General features: G+C 57.6%; 12 protein-coding genes. 3 read left to right on the top strand and 9 right to left on the bottom strand.

The features are described from left to right. The first annotated feature begins 38 nt into the window (after positions 1 to 38). Positions 39 to 1457, top strand: coding sequence for a c-type cytochrome (locus GOB83_RS09470; protein WP_095350261.1), 1419 nt, complete (start codon positions 39 to 41; stop codon positions 1455 to 1457). Positions 1458 to 1641: 184 nt separating this feature from the next. On the opposite strand, the gene GOB83_RS09465 is transcribed toward GOB83_RS09470, so the two are convergent. The 6 genes from GOB83_RS09465 to GOB83_RS09440 form a co-directional block, all read right to left on the bottom strand. Next, positions 1642 to 1797, bottom strand: a complete 156-nt coding sequence (locus GOB83_RS09465) for a hypothetical protein (protein WP_165925888.1) — start codon at positions 1795 to 1797, stop codon at positions 1642 to 1644. 497 nt (positions 1798 to 2294) lie between these two features. After that, entirely contained in the window at positions 2295 to 3566 is a 1272-nt protein-coding gene (locus GOB83_RS09460; protein ID WP_165925887.1) for an acyl-CoA dehydrogenase family protein, read from the bottom strand. A gap of 4 nt (positions 3567 to 3570) precedes the next feature. Beyond that, positions 3571 to 4857: an MFS transporter gene (locus GOB83_RS09455; protein ID WP_165925886.1), complete on the bottom strand. Its 1287-nt coding sequence runs from the start codon at positions 4855 to 4857 to the stop codon at positions 3571 to 3573. A 10-nt stretch (positions 4858 to 4867) separates the two neighbouring features. Beyond that, complete coding sequence (locus GOB83_RS09450; RefSeq protein ID WP_165925885.1) at positions 4868 to 5914, bottom strand: ABC transporter substrate-binding protein; 1047 nt, start codon at positions 5912 to 5914, stop codon at positions 4868 to 4870. 6 nt (positions 5915 to 5920) lie between these two features. Then, on the bottom strand, positions 5921 to 6976 hold the full coding sequence (locus GOB83_RS09445) for an amidohydrolase family protein (protein ID WP_165925884.1): 1056 nt from the start codon (positions 6974 to 6976) through the stop codon (positions 5921 to 5923). Between the two features lie 12 nt (positions 6977 to 6988). Next, positions 6989 to 9421 (bottom strand): TonB-dependent receptor, encoded by a 2433-nt coding sequence (locus GOB83_RS09440; RefSeq protein ID WP_158093056.1) that lies wholly within the window; start codon positions 9419 to 9421, stop codon positions 6989 to 6991. 146 nt (positions 9422 to 9567) lie between these two features. Between GOB83_RS09440 and GOB83_RS09435 the strand changes: the two genes are divergently transcribed. Together GOB83_RS09435 and GOB83_RS09430 are read left to right on the top strand one after the other, a co-directional pair. Further along, positions 9568 to 11034: an aminotransferase-like domain-containing protein gene (locus GOB83_RS09435; RefSeq protein WP_095350069.1), complete on the top strand. Its 1467-nt coding sequence runs from the start codon at positions 9568 to 9570 to the stop codon at positions 11032 to 11034. Positions 11035 to 11097: 63 nt separating this feature from the next. Next, entirely contained in the window at positions 11098 to 11694 is a 597-nt protein-coding gene (locus GOB83_RS09430) for a uracil-DNA glycosylase family protein (RefSeq protein ID WP_165925929.1), read from the top strand. A gap of 11 nt (positions 11695 to 11705) precedes the next feature. Here the strand turns inward: GOB83_RS09430 and GOB83_RS09425 are convergent, their stop codons facing one another. From GOB83_RS09425 to GOB83_RS09415, 3 genes are all read right to left on the bottom strand, one after another. After that, positions 11706 to 13004 carry a glycerate kinase type-2 family protein gene (locus GOB83_RS09425; RefSeq protein ID WP_165925883.1) on the bottom strand — a complete coding sequence of 433 codons (1299 nt, stop codon included), beginning with the start codon at positions 13002 to 13004 and terminating at the stop codon, positions 11706 to 11708. A 49-nt stretch (positions 13005 to 13053) separates the two neighbouring features. Further along, positions 13054 to 15288: an FUSC family protein gene (locus tag GOB83_RS09420; protein ID WP_086646964.1), complete on the bottom strand. Its 2235-nt coding sequence runs from the start codon at positions 15286 to 15288 to the stop codon at positions 13054 to 13056. Between the two features lie 152 nt (positions 15289 to 15440). After that, positions 15441 to 15974, bottom strand: a complete 534-nt coding sequence (locus GOB83_RS09415) for an adenine phosphoribosyltransferase (protein ID WP_086646965.1) — start codon at positions 15972 to 15974, stop codon at positions 15441 to 15443. Positions 15975 to 16104 lie beyond the last annotated feature (130 nt).

Below are 16104 nucleotides of genomic sequence, written 5' to 3'. Positions count from 1 at the left end.
ATAACGTCATTCGGTACACAAGCGATACAGTGGTAAAAATGATGATGAACAGACTAAAAGCCGCTCTTGGAGCGGTCACTGTCGGGCTTCTGGCAGGAACCTCCCTGGCACATGCGCAGGGAGCGGATGAAGACCTGATCAAAAAGGGCGAATATGTCGCCCGTCTTGGTGACTGTGTGGCTTGCCACACAGCACTGAATGGTCAGAAATTTGCAGGTGGGCTGGCAATCAAAACCCCCATCGGCATGATCTACTCGACCAACATCACGCCAGACCCCACCTACGGGATTGGCACCTACACGTTGCAGGAGTTCGATGAAGCCGTGCGCCATGGCATCCGCAAGGATGGCAGCACGCTTTATCCGGCCATGCCTTACCCGGCCTTCTCCCGCATGACGCAGGACGATGTGAAGTCGCTCTACGCCTACTTCATGCACGGCGTGCAGCCTGTTGCCCAGAAGAACCGCGAGGCAGGCATTAGCTGGCCTCTGTCCATGCGCTGGCCGCTGGCCATCTGGCGCTCCATGTTTGCCCCCACACCCAAGGACTTTACGCCTGCTCCGGGCACGGATGCAGACATCGCCCGTGGTGAATACCTGGTAACGGGTGCAGGGCATTGCGGCATGTGCCATACGCCGCGTGGCTTTGCCATGCAGGAAAAGGCTCTGGATGCCTCCGGTGGTCCGGACTTCCTTGGCGGTGGCGCTCCGATCGACAACTGGATTGCGCCCACACTGCGCAACGACCCGGTTGTGGGTCTGGGTCGCTGGTCTGAAGAGGACATCTTCCAGTTCCTCAAATCCGGTCGTACCGACCACTCCGCAGTCTTTGGCGGCATGGCCGACGTGGTTGGCTGGAGCACCCAGTACTTCACGGACTCCGACCTGCACGCCATTGCAAAATACCTGAAGGCCCTACCTCCGGTTCCGCCGTCACGGGGGGATTACACGTACGATCCGTCCACGGCTCAGGCTCTGGATTCTGGCAACACGGCCAACAACCCGGGTGCACGGGTTTATGTTGAGCAGTGCGCAGCCTGCCATCGTAACGATGGTGGTGGTGTAGCCCGGATGTTCCCGCCGCTGGCTGGCAACCCGGTTGTTGTTGGGGATGACCCGACCTCCATTGCCCATATTGTTATGGCTGGTGGTGTTCTGCCGCCCACCAACTGGGCACCTTCCGCCGTTGCCATGCCGGACTACAAGAGCGTTCTGTCCGACCAGCAGATGGCTGATGTGGTCAACTTTGTCCGCTCCGCCTGGGGCAACAAGGCCCCGGCTAACGTGACGGCTGCTGATGTTCAGAAACTCCGTCTGGACCACGCTCCGATCCCGACCACCGGCTGGGCTGACCCCACGTCCGCTACGGCAACCTGGGGCCTGTTCATGCCGCAGCCCTACGGCGCTGGCTGGACCTTTGCTCCGCAGACCCATAACGGGGTGGACGCAGAACAGTAAGGTCTAACCAACCTTACCTCTGCCCCTCACCAGATGGGCTGGATTACAAAAAACACCGCAGTGGCAACGCTGCGGTGTTTTTTTATGGCGTAAAGCCAACATTACCAAACTGCCCGTCAGCCACCTGCCACAACATACGGCAGAACGGCTTGGCTCTTTCTCCTATGCCCTTGCAGGTCTGCCGTCAGATGTACGGAGTAAAGCACCAAGCCCCAAGCAGGGTTGTTACAGCCACACTGACACTGGCACTGGCACTGGCACTGGCACTGGCACTGGCACTGGCACTGGCACTGCTCAGACCTATCGCGTGGTTCTGCCCAGCATTTATACAAACAACCATAAAGCAACAGACTTCCATTCTACCCCTTATGGCATCGCCTATATCCAGCAGAACTACACACACCCCTGTTTGCCTGACATCCAAACGGGCGGGTTAAAGCGAGCACAAACACGCTGGAGCAAAGGGAAAGAGAATGGGAGAAAGAGGTCAAAGACCATCTTGCATCAGATATATGCTGCACTGTACAGCATGTATCTGGATAAGGCAGCGCGTCACCCACCATGCATCAGGCGCGGCAATGCCATAAAGATTTAAAATATAAAAAATTCAGGAATGATCATCTTATATGAGGATCATTACCCCCACGCGAAGGATCCAGACCTCTTCCTTCATACGATTATTCTTATGGCTCCCCAGATCAGGAAGGCCATAGATACTCCACGCATGGAGTGAATGAAAAATTATTTCTAAAAACTATTATTTTATCAAAGAGTTTTTCGGTCCACTCCAAGAGTGTCACACACCTAAAGTGGACCGGAAAAACTCCAAGTGTTCTTTTAACCAGCTTTATCCTGCTTGAAATGCGACGGGAAAACCAGAGGGTCCTGATGCAGGACATGCTTGCCAATTACGCGACGGGCCAATACTTCCGGGTCATGGGAAGACAGGGTTCTGACATCCCGCCAGTACTGGTCAAAATCTGCTTCCCGTGCGGTTGAACGCCCCCCCAGCAACTCAAAAACACGCGGTGTAATATGCAAAGCCGTGCGTGCGGCAAAAGTGCGGAGCGAGAGCGTTTCCAGCGCAATAGCGCCATAGTCTTCTTCCGTCAGGGAGAAGCGCCTGTCCCATTGTTCCTGCACAAAAGCAATGGTTCTCTCAAAATACGCCTGAGCCGCCTGTACCTGCACCCAGTATTCAGCAAATTCGGCCTGAATGAACGGGTCATCCGCCGAAATACTGACACCCCCAAAGCTGCCCTGCCTGCGCCCTTGCAGCACCCACTTGCGCGCATGCTCCAAAGCCCCCAGCGTGCGGCCGATGAACACAGCCGTATAAAAAATGGCACCAAAGCTGGCCCACAAGGGCAAGGGGCCTGTCTGAGCCGGGCTATGGCCCCAATGCAGGACGTCTTCTGGCAAAATCCGCACATTATGGAAGGTAATGGTGCCTGAATCCGTGCCACGCAAACCAATCGGGTCCCAGTCATTATGGAACTCCAACCCCTCACGCGCTGTAGGAATTACAGCGTAAATGTAGTGATCTCGATCGGGGTGAATGGCCAGCACTGTTGTAATTTCTGCCAGTGGCGCACCCGTGTTCCACTTTTTGGTCCCGGTAATTGTAAATCCGCCATCCGGGTGGTGTTCGGCCACAAACTCCTTATTTACATACTGTGTGACATTACCCCAGAAAAACCGGTTATTCGCGGCATGGCGCACAACATCATCATTCGCACCGGTGTAGTCCGTTAGCAGCGGCACAAGGGAGTTATAGTAATTAAACCCAAGCAGCGCTGCGGTGGAACCATCCACCTTGGCAATTTCCAGCACACTTTGCGCGGCATCGCGGAGCGAACCTCCACCGCCCCCAAGATTTTTGGGGTATAGCAGGCTGACAAGCCCGCTTTCGCGCAGGCGGCGGATCTGCTCAACGGGCCTTGCGCCATCCAGATCACGCTGAACAGCACCTTCGGCAAATTCATGCGCAAGTTTTTGTGCAGCATCTACCCAGTCCTGTGGGTAAGGCGCCACTGCCTGCGGGCGCGTGGCACGCACAAGATCATTACGAGGAGCAGGAAAGCTTGTGTTTTTTTCGATGAAAGTCATGAGATCAATCTTTCTTTGAGTCGTTTTTGGCGTGAACTGCCAGCCAGATCCAGAAGATGGATGATGCTGCATAAAAAGCCGGTCCAATAAGAATGGCCTGTGCCAGACCCGCATGATCGGAAATCAGACCCAGAAGCCATGGGGCAAAAAGCCCTGATGCTCCACCGGCAACCATCGCGCCAAACGAACCGGAAATAGTGCGCAAAGTCGGAGGCACAGTTTCAACCAGCAGCGTGGTCAGGCTCCCTGCCGTGGCACCAAAGGATGCAATGGCCAGCAGGGAAAAAACCTCGCAGACGCGTAGGGAAGATGCCGTAAAACCAATGGTGAACAAAACCGAAGCCAAAAGCGCGCTGACAGCAAGGGATGCGGCAATGGCCCCCGTGCGCCCGGCCAGATAACGCCCCGTCAACCACCCACCCACCGGCCCCGCCGGAAGGGTGAGCATAAGGGCTGAGAACGCAAAGCCCGTGGCATGCAGGTTATCCAGACCATGCACCCGGTGCAAAAACGCGGGAAGCCACATCTGCGCGGTAATTGTGCCGGAAAAAAACAGGCTTAGAGCGATCAGATGTGTGGTGTAGGGAACAATACGAAAAACAGAAAACTGTTGTTTCCAGCTGACCTTGTTCTCCACGGCATGTACGTGGCCATCCGACTGGCCCGGAACCGGCTCAGGCACAAACAGTAACAGAAAACCCAGAACAAGGCCCGGCAGACCAGTGAGAAAAAATGCCTGATGCCAGTTGGAGTGAGCTGCAATCCACCCCCCAACACCAAAAGCCAGCGCAGACCCGAGCTTGTTACGCAACATGAAAAGAGAAAAAACGAAGTTCCGCTCTTTCCTGTTATAAAGGTCAGCCAGCCAGCCCGGCACAATGCCCTGATAGGCAGCCATGCCAAAACTGGTAAGTGTGCGCCACAAAACCAGTGTTGCCAGACCAGTAGAAAGCGCACTACCCGCCGATGCCAGACTCCACAGCACAATAGACCCGACCAGCACGGAACGGCGACTAAACCGTGCTGCCAGCACTGCAAAAAGTGGTGCACCCAGAATACCCGCCAGTGTGGAGGCGGAGGATACACTCCCAAAAGCAGCATCCGAAAGATGGAGATCCGCCTTGATTGGTGTCAACAATCCGGAAAGAACCATATTATCCATGGCGCAAACCGTACCCGTTGCCAACAGCAGCACCAGCGCTGGATGGCGTGACAATGCCGTGCCGGCCACAGATGGCTGATTTGTCATGTGCGGGGTAACTGAAGAGAGTGTGGTTGCAGTGGAAGACATGGCTGTATCCTCATACCGGTTGAGGGTGCGTCTGTTCGAAAACCGCAGCATTTTGGGGGGCTCGCTGCGCAAGGGCCGTGGCATCTGCCAGAATTGAACGGTCAATCCAGCTTTCCAGATCAAAGTCTTTTTTGATCAGCCCCTGACGCAGCAAAAAGGTTTTTTGTGCATCCAGCGTCGCAACATAATCATCATTCAGGTCCAGCCGGATACCCTGCGCGATGTTCTCATACACTGCGGCAAGGTTTTCTGGTGCCTGCCCCAGATCGGTTGCCAGAGCCCGCAGGGCATCCAGCGGCTGGGTTGCCGCCCGCTCTGCCGTGCGCACAAGCGTTGCCACAATGCGCACCAGCAGGTCTCGCTGCTCTTCAATCAACGCCGTGCTGACTACCAGACCACGCAGCACGGAAGGATGCACACGCGAGATAAGGTCCGGGGCAAGCCGGGTGTCGTACACCACATTCAGGCGTGAGTAGAGGCCACCATCGGGGGGGATGGATGCGGCCACCGCATCCACAATACCATCCTCCAATGCGGCCAGAGCAGACTGAAAACCCGCGAGCAGAAAGCTCTGCCGCTCCCCGCGTGGTGGAAAAGTGCGTGGAATACGCACCAGTTCCACATCATCAAGACCCAGCCCGGCAGTGGCCAGAGTGGTCTGATAAATCTTGAGCTGTTGTGCAATCATCAGGTCAAACGGGCTATCGGGGTTATAAAACACCGCAAGCCGCTTGCCTTTAAGGGCCGCGGGCTGTGCAAGCCCGGAAGAATGGAGGCTCAACACCGGGTAGCGGCCATCCAGAAAAGCAAGACCCACAACCTTGCAGTCCACGCCATGGCTTTTTTTCCATATGGCTGGTGCATGCCCGGCATTGCGGAGCCAGAACCGATCTTTGTGATCGTATTCTGTTTTGGGTGAAAACCCTACGGACTGAAAAACAATGTCAACATCGTGCTCTTCTGCAAATTCAGCCCGCAGCGTGCCCCAAGCTTCTGCCAGTGCGCTAATGGTCGGCACAGACGGGCAACGAGTGTAATGAATAACCGGACGGGTCATGGCTTTTTACTCCTGTGGGGCAACCTGCACGCCATGGCGTGCCAAAAGCTGCTGTGCATTCCAAAAAAGAACTGATTTCTGTCCATCGGGGTCGGTTGCCGTTGCCGCGCGCACACGCTCAAGCGTAGGCCCAATATCTGGCACCGGGGCATAGTCCGAGCCAAAGACAATGCGCTCAGACCCCAGAACCCGCACGGCTGCGGCAACAGCAGCCGTTCCACTGCCTGCTGCCCCCGTATCCAGCCATATCTGCTTAAAGTGCTCATGCAGCGGGCCAGCCTGCACACGGGGGGAGACTACGGCCTGTTCGGCCGCCAGCGCCCCCAGTGCCGTGCCACCCAGCATGGCTATCTGGATTGTCACATCGGGGAATGGGGCCAGAAAATCCGTAAACGCCAGCGTTGCAACGGCAGATGCAAAGCAGAACCCGTTGTCTATGACCCAGCGCAGGGCTTCGTTGTCATCATGTAGAATATCGGGGGGCTGGCCATGAACCTTGGGGCTGGCAAACCCCGTATGCAGGTAAATATGGCTGCGATGCGCTTGAGCCACTTCGAATATCCCCCGAAAGGCCTCTGCCGAGCGACGGGAGAAAAACCCGTTAACAGGCAACACACCCCCGATCAGGCCCAGTTGCTCATGCCCGCGTTCCAGCTCTTTGGCAGACCAGGCCAGATTATCCGTGCTGAGCGCCGCCACGGCGCTAAAGCGGTCCGGGTGCTGGGCCACAAGAGCGGCGGTATCGTTATTCCACTGCGTCCACAGGTCCTGCGTATCAGCAAAGGGGAGTGCGGCATCTACCCCCAGTGTTGTTGGCCAGGATAAAAGCTGGTGCGCAATCCCTACATGATCCAGATGAGTCAGTCGGGTTTGCAAATCGTGCCATTGCGCACCAAGGGGGAATGCTCCCCCCTTGCCTGCCCCCGCCCCCGTGCGCCAGATGGCAAGTTCATCTCCCTGGCGGCCAATACGCGGTGCCTCCGCACGGCGCCCAAGAATATCCAATGTGGAAGGTGCAAACCAGTGGGAGTGCAGGTCGATTACAGTCTTATGGGTTGTCATGACGTGCTCTCCTCAGAAAAAGTCCACACGGGCCGAAAGCAGGAACATGCGGGGATTGCTGTACTGGTAAGTAAATGTCTGGCTTGTTGCGGAATACGGCAGCACCTGCACCAGATAACGGTTACCGGTAATATTGTTGACAATCCCGCTGATTTCCCACCGGCTGTTCCCCGGACGGAAGGAGGCATGAACATCCCCCAGCCAGACAGATGATTGCTGAAGGGCAGATGCTTTTTCGTTGGAGACGAGGTAGTAATAATGCCCGGTATAGTTCCAGTGCGTGCCAACGCTGCCGTTGCCAATACCGGTACGGAAGTTCCAGTCCACCGAAATATTGGCTGTCTGGTGTGGCGCACGGGCGAACTCGTTACCCTTCAGGCTGGTTGCACCGGTGGGGGCAGTAAAGTCCGTAAACTTTGTTCTGAGAACACCCACATTTCCAGATATTGTCAGGTCATCAATCGGGCGGGCCTGAAAGGAGAACTCACCCCCCAAAGTGCGCCCGGATGCGGCATTGGTAAGAGAAATAATGGTCGATTTTGTTGCAGCATCCGTTGCGGTCCAGGAGGTCTGGATATTGTCGTATTTTGAGTAAAAACCATCAGCACTCAGGGTCAGGCGGTGATTAAACCAGCTTCCTTTGTAACCGGCTTCGTAGGATGTCAGGGTTTCGGGGTTAACCGGCCGCGCTGTCTGCAACGGCGTGCCCCCCCTGTTAACCGGGTTGGGAGTAATCTGGGTATTGAACACGCCTGAGCGATAACCATCGGCAATACGCACGTAGAGCATCTGATTTTTTCCGATCAGGAACTGTGGCTCCACATCAAAGCTGACATTCGACCAGCTTTTGCCTCCATGGTAACTATCAATCCCCGTTATGGGTGAAAGAACGTTCTGGGCATTCCACCAGTTTGTCGCATTCCCCGCGAACGAAACCGGAGACCTTGCTTGAACACTGTCCAGATCAAGGCGCAGGTGGTCGTGCGTCCACCTTACCCCACCAGCAACCTGAAACCACGGCACAACATGGATGGTTGTATTGCCAAAAATAGCAAAACTATCTGTGGTTTGCCGGTATTGTGTGGATGTAAAGGCAGGCTGGCCAATAATGGCGGGCGTTGTAGGCGCACCGGGGGGGAGCGTTGCGGTCGCGTAGTGGTCGTTCAGGGTTTCATGAAAATAATAAGCGCCTGCAATCCACGCGATCCGCTGGTGTGGGTCTGATGCAAGGCGAAACTCCTGACTGACCTGCACAGGGTGCAGTTTGTCATAAGACCTGCTGTATTCAAGGGGTGTGTAATCTCCATCCCCAGTCTGGCGGCGCTGTGCGTTTTCAAACGCGGTAATGGAGGTAAAGGTCAGCCCATGCCCCGGATGCCACGTTGTGTGCAGGGATACCCCCTCCGACACAAGGGCCTGACGCCCGTTGACGTTGGAATTGGTCCAGTCCCGGCTTGATGTTTTAAGCGGTGAATATACCGACGTACCCGAAGCGCTATAGTAAGGCACGTTGGAACTCTGCATGTCACGCACATGCGTATTCAGCAGAAACTCCAGATCATCCGATGGCCGCCAGAGCGTTTGAAAGCGGGCGGCAAAGTCACCAAAATTACCGACATCCTTGCCTGTGCTGGCATTTTTTGCCCAGCCATCCGAATTTTCCTGCCGAACAGACAGGCGGGTGGTCAACGTATTGGCGGTAATGGGAGTGTTGATAACAAACTCACCCCGTTTTTGACCATAATCGCCAAAATCGACCTGTGCGTGACCCTCTTTTTTAAATTCGGGACGGCGGGAGGTAAACTGTATGGCCCCTGCCGTTGCATTCTTGCCCCACAGGGTGCCCTGCGGACCGTTAAGAATGGCAACCTGCGCCTGATCAAACAGCGGGAAGCCCTGAAAGCTCAGGCTGTTCAGATACACATCATCCGCATAAACCGCCACCGCACCAATGGCGTTATTGGCCACATTCCCGTTGCCAACACCACGGATGTAATACCGGGGGCGCAAGCGACCATCAAAATTATACCCCAGCACGTTAGGGGCAAAAGCGGCCACATCGGCTGCACTATCCAGATGCTGCCGGGCAATGGTGGTTGCACTGATTGCCGTAACGGTGGCCGCAACCTTTTGAATATCCTGCGTACGTCGGTTGGCTGTGACCATAACGGTCTCCAGCCCGCCTGATGCAGCAGGAGAAGCCACCTTGCCCACTTTGCTGGCCTTGCCGCCCTTGGCCGGAGCCGGGGCGGTTTTGGCACCTGAAGGTTTGCCCTGTGTTTCGGCTTTGGCGGAAGATGTGGCGGACGCCACAAGACCCGATGCAAGGATCAGGGATGGCAAAGCGGCGCAAGCAAGCCGGTTCCGCCTGGACAGGCAGGCCATAGCCCGCCCCGAAAGGGAGAGGAAGGACCGGGGAGCCGAGAGTGAGGAAGGGTAAATCATGTTCCACGCCGCGTTGTTTTTAACCATTTACTATTTTGATTAGTATTAATTCGTTGCATTTTACGACAGTGACGGCTTTTATAATTTTTATGGGTACGGTTTAAACGATATTAAATAGTGCAATATGCGCATGAAAGTAGGCCCGCATGTTTGTGCCCCAGCTTGACCGCAATGCCCGCGAAGGGCTGCAAAAACAGATTATGCGGCAGATTATTGCCGCTATTGCCTCTGGCATGCTGCGCCCTAACACCCCTCTGCCGGGCATAAGGGAGGCATCCGTACGCTGGGGCGTGTCACGCAATACGGTCGTGCTTGTTTTTGAACATCTGGAAACGGAAGGGTATTTGCAGACGCGCCCTTCACGCGGGACATTCATCCACCCCACACCACCATGCAGCACCAGCTCCGTTGCGCAGCTGGGGAACGAACGCGGTGCCGCGGCCGCATCCCTTGGGGAGCCATCATGGCCCGGTCAGGCTTTTATTGGAGACCCGGCACAGGAACGCCAAACACCCGATGGAGTCTTTAACCTCGGTTTTGGCAGCAACATGCCACTTTATCGTTTTCCCGCATGGCAAAAAACCATCGAACGCCTGCTGCTGCGCGATAACTGGAAACGGGGGGGCGAGTTCCAGCCCAATGCCGGGCTGCCCTTCCTGCGTTCAACGCTGGCCCGGTGGCTGCATTTACGCCACGGCGTCACCATTGACCCGCAGCAAATCATTATTGTTACGGGGCTACAGCAAGCGCATTCCATTATCGCACATGCCCTGCTTAAAACCGGCGACCATGTGATTCTTGAAGACCCATGCTACCCGGGAAAACGCCAGTTATACGAAAAACTGGGCATGCACGTGATTAACGGCGCAATTGACCGCAAGGGGATCAAGCTGGCTGATCTGGCCCCCGAGCAGGCACGCCTTTTATGCGTTAATCCGGGGTGCCACATCCCGACCAATGTCACGCTTTCGCTGCCGCGTCGCAAACATATTGCAGCACTGGCCATGCAGGACCGCTGCCTTGTGTTTGAAGAAGCGATGTATGACCTGCTCTCGTTTGAAAAAAAACCGATCCCATCCCTTCTCTCCCTTACAGGGGGGCGCAACCTGCTCCATGCGGGCCTGTTTGCTCCCTGCCTTGGTGGCGGGCTGATGCTTGGGTATCTGGTCGTCCCCTGGTCCTTCCTGCCAGCCGTGCTGGAGGCCAAGCTGCTTACGGGGAACGGTCTGCCCTGGCTGGAGCAGGAAGCTCTGGCCCGCATGCTGGACTCGGGCGAGCTGGACAATGCCCTGCGCCGTACACGGGTGGTTATGATGCGCCGCAGAGAGGTTTTTATGGCCGCATTGGAACGGTTTTTTGGCCGTATGGAATTCTGCGGCACAGAGCATGCCCCCCGCCTGAGCTGGTTCCTGCCCGGTGGGTTCGGCAAGGTGCAGCCTTTCCTGACCGAGGCGGAAAAAGCAGGAATCCGCTTCCCCGGTAATTATGCCGCAGCCAGCAGCCGCTCCCACCCGGGCCTGCCGGACCTGCCTAACCTTGTGTCCCATGGTTATGGAGAAATATCGGAAGAAGACATTCCAGCCCTTTTTTCCAGACTTTCCAACCACACATAAAAAGCACCCACCCATTCCGGGACAAAGGGATACCCCACCCCGGAACCAGCAGGAGCCCAGATTCTGGCGCACACAGAAACGGACCACCAGTTACACGCACTGCTCAAGCAGGTCCGCGCCTGCTCGGCCTGTGCCCATGCCCTGCCACTTGGGCCACGCCCGGTGCTCCATATCTCCCCCCGCGCACGGTTGCTGATTGCGGGGCAGGCTCCCGGCACCAAGGTCCATGAAACGGGAATCCCCTTTAACGATGCCTCGGGCGATCGCCTGCGGGCGTGGCTGGGCATGGACCGCAGCCTTTTTTACGATACGGAAAAAGTCGCCATTGTACCCATGGGGCTATGCTACCCCGGCGTGCTGCCAAAAGGGGGAGACCGCCCCCCAAGGCCGGAATGTGCGCCTTTATGGCGCAAACGCATTCTGGAACATCTGCCCAATATCCGGCTGACCCTGCTGGTAGGCTCCTATGCGCAGAATTATGTGCTGGGCAAAGGCGGGGTGTTTGACCGGGTTATGCGGTTTGAAGAGTTTTTGCCTACCTACTTCCCCCTCCCCCATCCATCATGGCGCACAGGGGCGTGGGAGCGGCGCACACCTGCATTCGGGGCAACCGTTCTTCCCGCCCTGCGCCGCGAGGTCGCCCGCGCATTGCAGGACTAAGCCCGGATTTTTCAGGTAATCAGGAGCAGGCGGATATCATTGACATTGGTCAGCGTTGGCCCGGTCATGAGCAGATCATCCACCGCCTTGAAAAAACTGTAGCTGTCATGGTTCCGCAGGAATGGCTCAGGCATGCAGCCCGCCTGCGCTGCACGGGCTAGTGTATCGGGGGCAAAAATGGCACCGGCGGCATCTTCCGTGCCGTCTATGCCATCACTATCGCCTGCCAGCCCCCAGATACCACTCTCCCCACCCAGAAAATGCGCGCAGGAGAGCAGGAACTCCGTATTCCGCCCGCCTTTGCCAGTCCCTTCCCCCGCGCGGATGGTCACGGTTGTTTCCCCCCCGCTTAACAACACCGCAGGCGAGGGAACGGGCAGACCATGCGCATGCACGGAACGTGCCATGCCACCCAGCAGAATACCGGCAACCTGACTTTCCCCCTCCAGTGCATCACCCAGCATAAGCGGGGTCACGCCCTGCTGCCGCGCAACATCTGCTGCGGCCATAAGCGCCATAAGCGGAGTGGCAATCAGCACTACACGGTTGCGCGGGTCCGCTACAGGTTTATGGTCCTGCTGGTTTGCCACAGCCTGCTCCAGCACCCCCCGCACAGTGGGGGAAAGGTCCAGCCCATACCGCTCCACAATCCGCAGCGCATCCGCCGCCGTGCCTGATGGCGGCACGGTTGGCCCGCTGGCAATCACCGATGGATCATCCCCCGGCACGTCACTGATCACCAGTGTCAGCACCTGTGCAGGGCTGGCAGCCTGTGCCAGCCGCCCCCCTTTGATGGCGGACAGGTAGCGCCGCACGGTGTTCATTTCCGTAATGGTCGCGCCAGAATGCAGCAGTTGCCGCCCGACAAGGCGCTTATCTTCCAGCGTCAGCCCCGGCGCGGGCAACGCCAGAAGGGACGACCCCCCGCCCGATACAAGGGCAATCACCAGATCATCCGGCCCAAGCCCCGTTACGGCATGCATAATGGCGCGGGCGGCTGCCTCGCTCCGGGCATCGGGGACAGGGTGGGAGGCTTCCAGAATACGCACATGCCGGGTCGGGGCGGCATGCCCGTCACGCGTGACCACCACACCCTCAAGCGGCACATCGGGCCAGGCGGCTTCCAGGGCTGCGGCCATTGCCGCCGAGGCCTTGCCAGCCCCCACCACAATACAGCGCCCTTTGGGTTTGGGGGGCAGGTGTTTGGCCAGCACCACAAACGGGTCTGCACTGGCTACGGCGGCATCAAACATGGAGCGCAGCAGGGTTCTGGCCCGCGCGTTATCCCATGCAACTCCTGCATCTGGCATGATGTTTCTCCCTTATGACCGGCTCCGCCGTAACTGGCCTACCTTGCGTTCAGGTAAACGCCTTGTCCAGATAAGGGGAGGATGCGTCAAAGAACGCCTGATTTTCTTTAAGTTCCGTTGCAATCACATGCAGGCTGGCCAGCACACGCAGCATTTCCTCGCGCACGGACAGGTTGGTTTCGGCCTGCTCCATGCGCGAGAGGTATTCCACCGCCAGAGCCGCTGCCCGTGCTGTGCGGCCATACTGCCCACCATACCGGCCAGAAAACTGCTGCATGCGGTTCATCATGGCCTGTGTGGCGTGCCGGGCATCAGCTGGCAGAATATTGCGCCCCAGAATAACGCGCAGGCGCAAAAGGTTAAGCTCTATGGTCATGCCCGAGAGCACACCGCTTACATACCGGTCACGCACGTAGGTGTTGCCATCATCTGTTGTCATGGATGCCAGCCGGACAAAGCCATCCACCCCGCGGCCGATCACTTCGGTCATGGGGGGGGCGGCACGGTGCTGGGCCAGCCTGCGCAGGCGGCGCAGAATACTCACGCGCAGATCCCACCGCAGGCCATCCGGGTCAAACGGCAGGAAGAGCCGGTACATCCACATGGAAAAAACCATGGCCAGAAACAGCGGCAGCGCGGTGTTGAAAAACAGGATTTCGTCCATCCGGCCCTGATTCATCGGGCCGATAAGAATGGGCAGGAACAGGTTATACGCAACTGCCGCCAGTATGAGCGGGGGCCACGCAAAGGCCAGCCCCCCCACCAGCATGGGCACGGCCAGACACAGGGCCAGTGTTTCGTAGATTGTTGGCTGGGCGATGACCCACAGATCAAGCAGCCCGCTCATGCCCACAACAAAAATCGTGCCGTGCAAAAACGCCTGCGTGGCCAGTGCAGGCTGCTCCAGCGTGGAGAACAGGGCACAGACAATGGAGACAAACATCATGAATGTCAGCCCGTCGGTCCAGCCCGTTGTAATCCAGATCAGCCCCGAAGCAAAAATAGTGACCGAGGCCCGCAGGCTGTTGGTAAAGGCCATGCGCCAATCCCGGTAACTGCGCATGGGGTACCTGAAGTGGTCATGCGGCGTCGGGTTGCGGCTCATCTCGAACTGTTCAATGGCCTGTTGCAACTCATCCAGAATGGCACCCAGCTTGTGGAGCAGCTGCCCCTCGCGCGAGAGGCTACTCTCCTGTGCCACATCAATAGGCGGGTTGGTGGCCGCTATCATCTCCTGCTCAAGGCAGGTCGCCGCAAGCTGGGTACAGGTGGCGCGCAGAGCGGTCAGATCCCGCAGGACCGGGGCCACAGGCGACTCATCCGTCAGGCGCTGGGGAATGGTCTTTAAAAACCCGGCCACCTGCTGTGCAACCTGCAAATACTCCTTACCCTGACTTTCAGGCATGGAGAGCAGGGCACCAAGGTCCAGCCCACGGGACATAAGCACGGCTATGGCGGCAAGGGCAGCACGGGCATGGTCGCCCTCGTGCTGGTGCTCGCCCATTTCCACTTCCGCAAACTCGACCTGATCGCTCAGGCCAACAATGGTGGTGAACACGTCGGGGGAATTGGCAACCGCGCGGCGGTCCCCCCCAAGCAGGCGCACAAGTGCTGGCACGGCACCATCAAGTGCCTGCACAAAATTGGTGGCAAGTCTGTTTCTGGCCCGCAGGCCAAGCCGGTACTGGAACAGGGAGGATATGGTGGTTTCCACCACAATGCCCAGTGTAATATACGTGGCGCGCGCCATGGCGATATGGAAAATCTGGTCCGGGGCAGCTGCCCCATCAAGCGCGATAATGGCGTAGGTAAAACCCGAGGCCCGCATGCCATGAATACGGTAATTGGTCATGCTGGCAGGGCCGGGCAGCAGGGTGCCCACAAAGCAGAACCCGCCAATACCCACCGCAAGCCAGAAAATATAGAGCAGCGGGGACTGCGGCATGCTCCCGACAAGGATAAGCGCACACAATGTGCCCACCACCATGCCAAACATATGCCACCGCGCCTTGGCAATGGACTTGCCGCGCGTGCCCTGTGCCACCATCCACACGGTCAGGGCGGCCCATTGCGGGCTCCCCAACTCCCACCACAGGGCAATGCCAAGAGCTATAAGGGACGATATGGTGGTCCGGAGCGCATACCCGAAAGACAGCAGGTTAGGGGCAAACAGCCAGCGCAGCCTGCTCAGGTCACGCGGGGGGCCTCCCCCCTCGAGCGCCTGCCGGACAATGGTTTTGAAGGCCTGACAGAACTGGCCAAATGAAAACGCCGCAGCCTTCATGCCGCGTTCTGCCGGTCAGGACTGATCAGAGAGACTGCCATCTGCTTCTTCTTACCCCAAAGAAGCCCAAAAGCGTATTCACACCTCGTATGCCCTGTCCTGCACCCAGCGTTACGCACAGGACATGGCATACAAAAAAACGTCGTCCGCTTTTAGTCTTCGTAGGACAGCAGGCTTGTTACAGTCGTGTCCAGCTTGTCGCGGCCGCCAAGGCCTGTCAGTTCAACCAGCACGGATGCGCCAACAACCTCGGCCCCGGCTTTACGCAGCAGGTCGATGGAGGCAGCGAGCGTGCCACCGGTTGCCAGCAGGTCATCCATGACCACAACGCGCTGACCGGGCTTGACGGCATCAGCCTGAATTTCAAGCGTGTCGGAGCCATATTCCAGCTCATAGGTGTGCGAGATTGTCTTGCCCGGCAGTTTGCCGCTTTTACGCAGCATGAGCATGCCGCAGCCCATGCGGTCGGCAATCGGGGCGGCGGTCAGGAACCCGCGGGATTCCACTGCGGCCAGCAGGTCGGGCTGCAAGGGAGCAATCTGGCGCGTCAGGCGGCCCATGGCAATCTGCCATGCGTCGGGGTTCCGCATCAGGGTTGAAATATCGTAGAACAAAATACCCGGCTTGGGAAAATCGGGAATGTGACGGATGTAATCCTTAAGGTCGATATCCTGACGTCCCGTCATGGTATTTGACAATCCTTCATCCATGCGCCCAGCGTTGTGGAAGCGCGTTTTCCATCCTGCCTTATTCCCATAGGTCAAGCACCGCCGGCGAACAGTTCTGAGGCAACCGGCCCCGCTCTATCCCGCACGG

The organism is Acetobacter fabarum (assembly GCF_011516925.1).
Lineage (GTDB): Bacteria > Pseudomonadota > Alphaproteobacteria > Acetobacterales > Acetobacteraceae > Acetobacter > Acetobacter fabarum.
The sequence above is the reverse complement of the archived record's forward strand: the minus strand, read 5'-3'. Positions and strand labels throughout refer to the sequence as shown.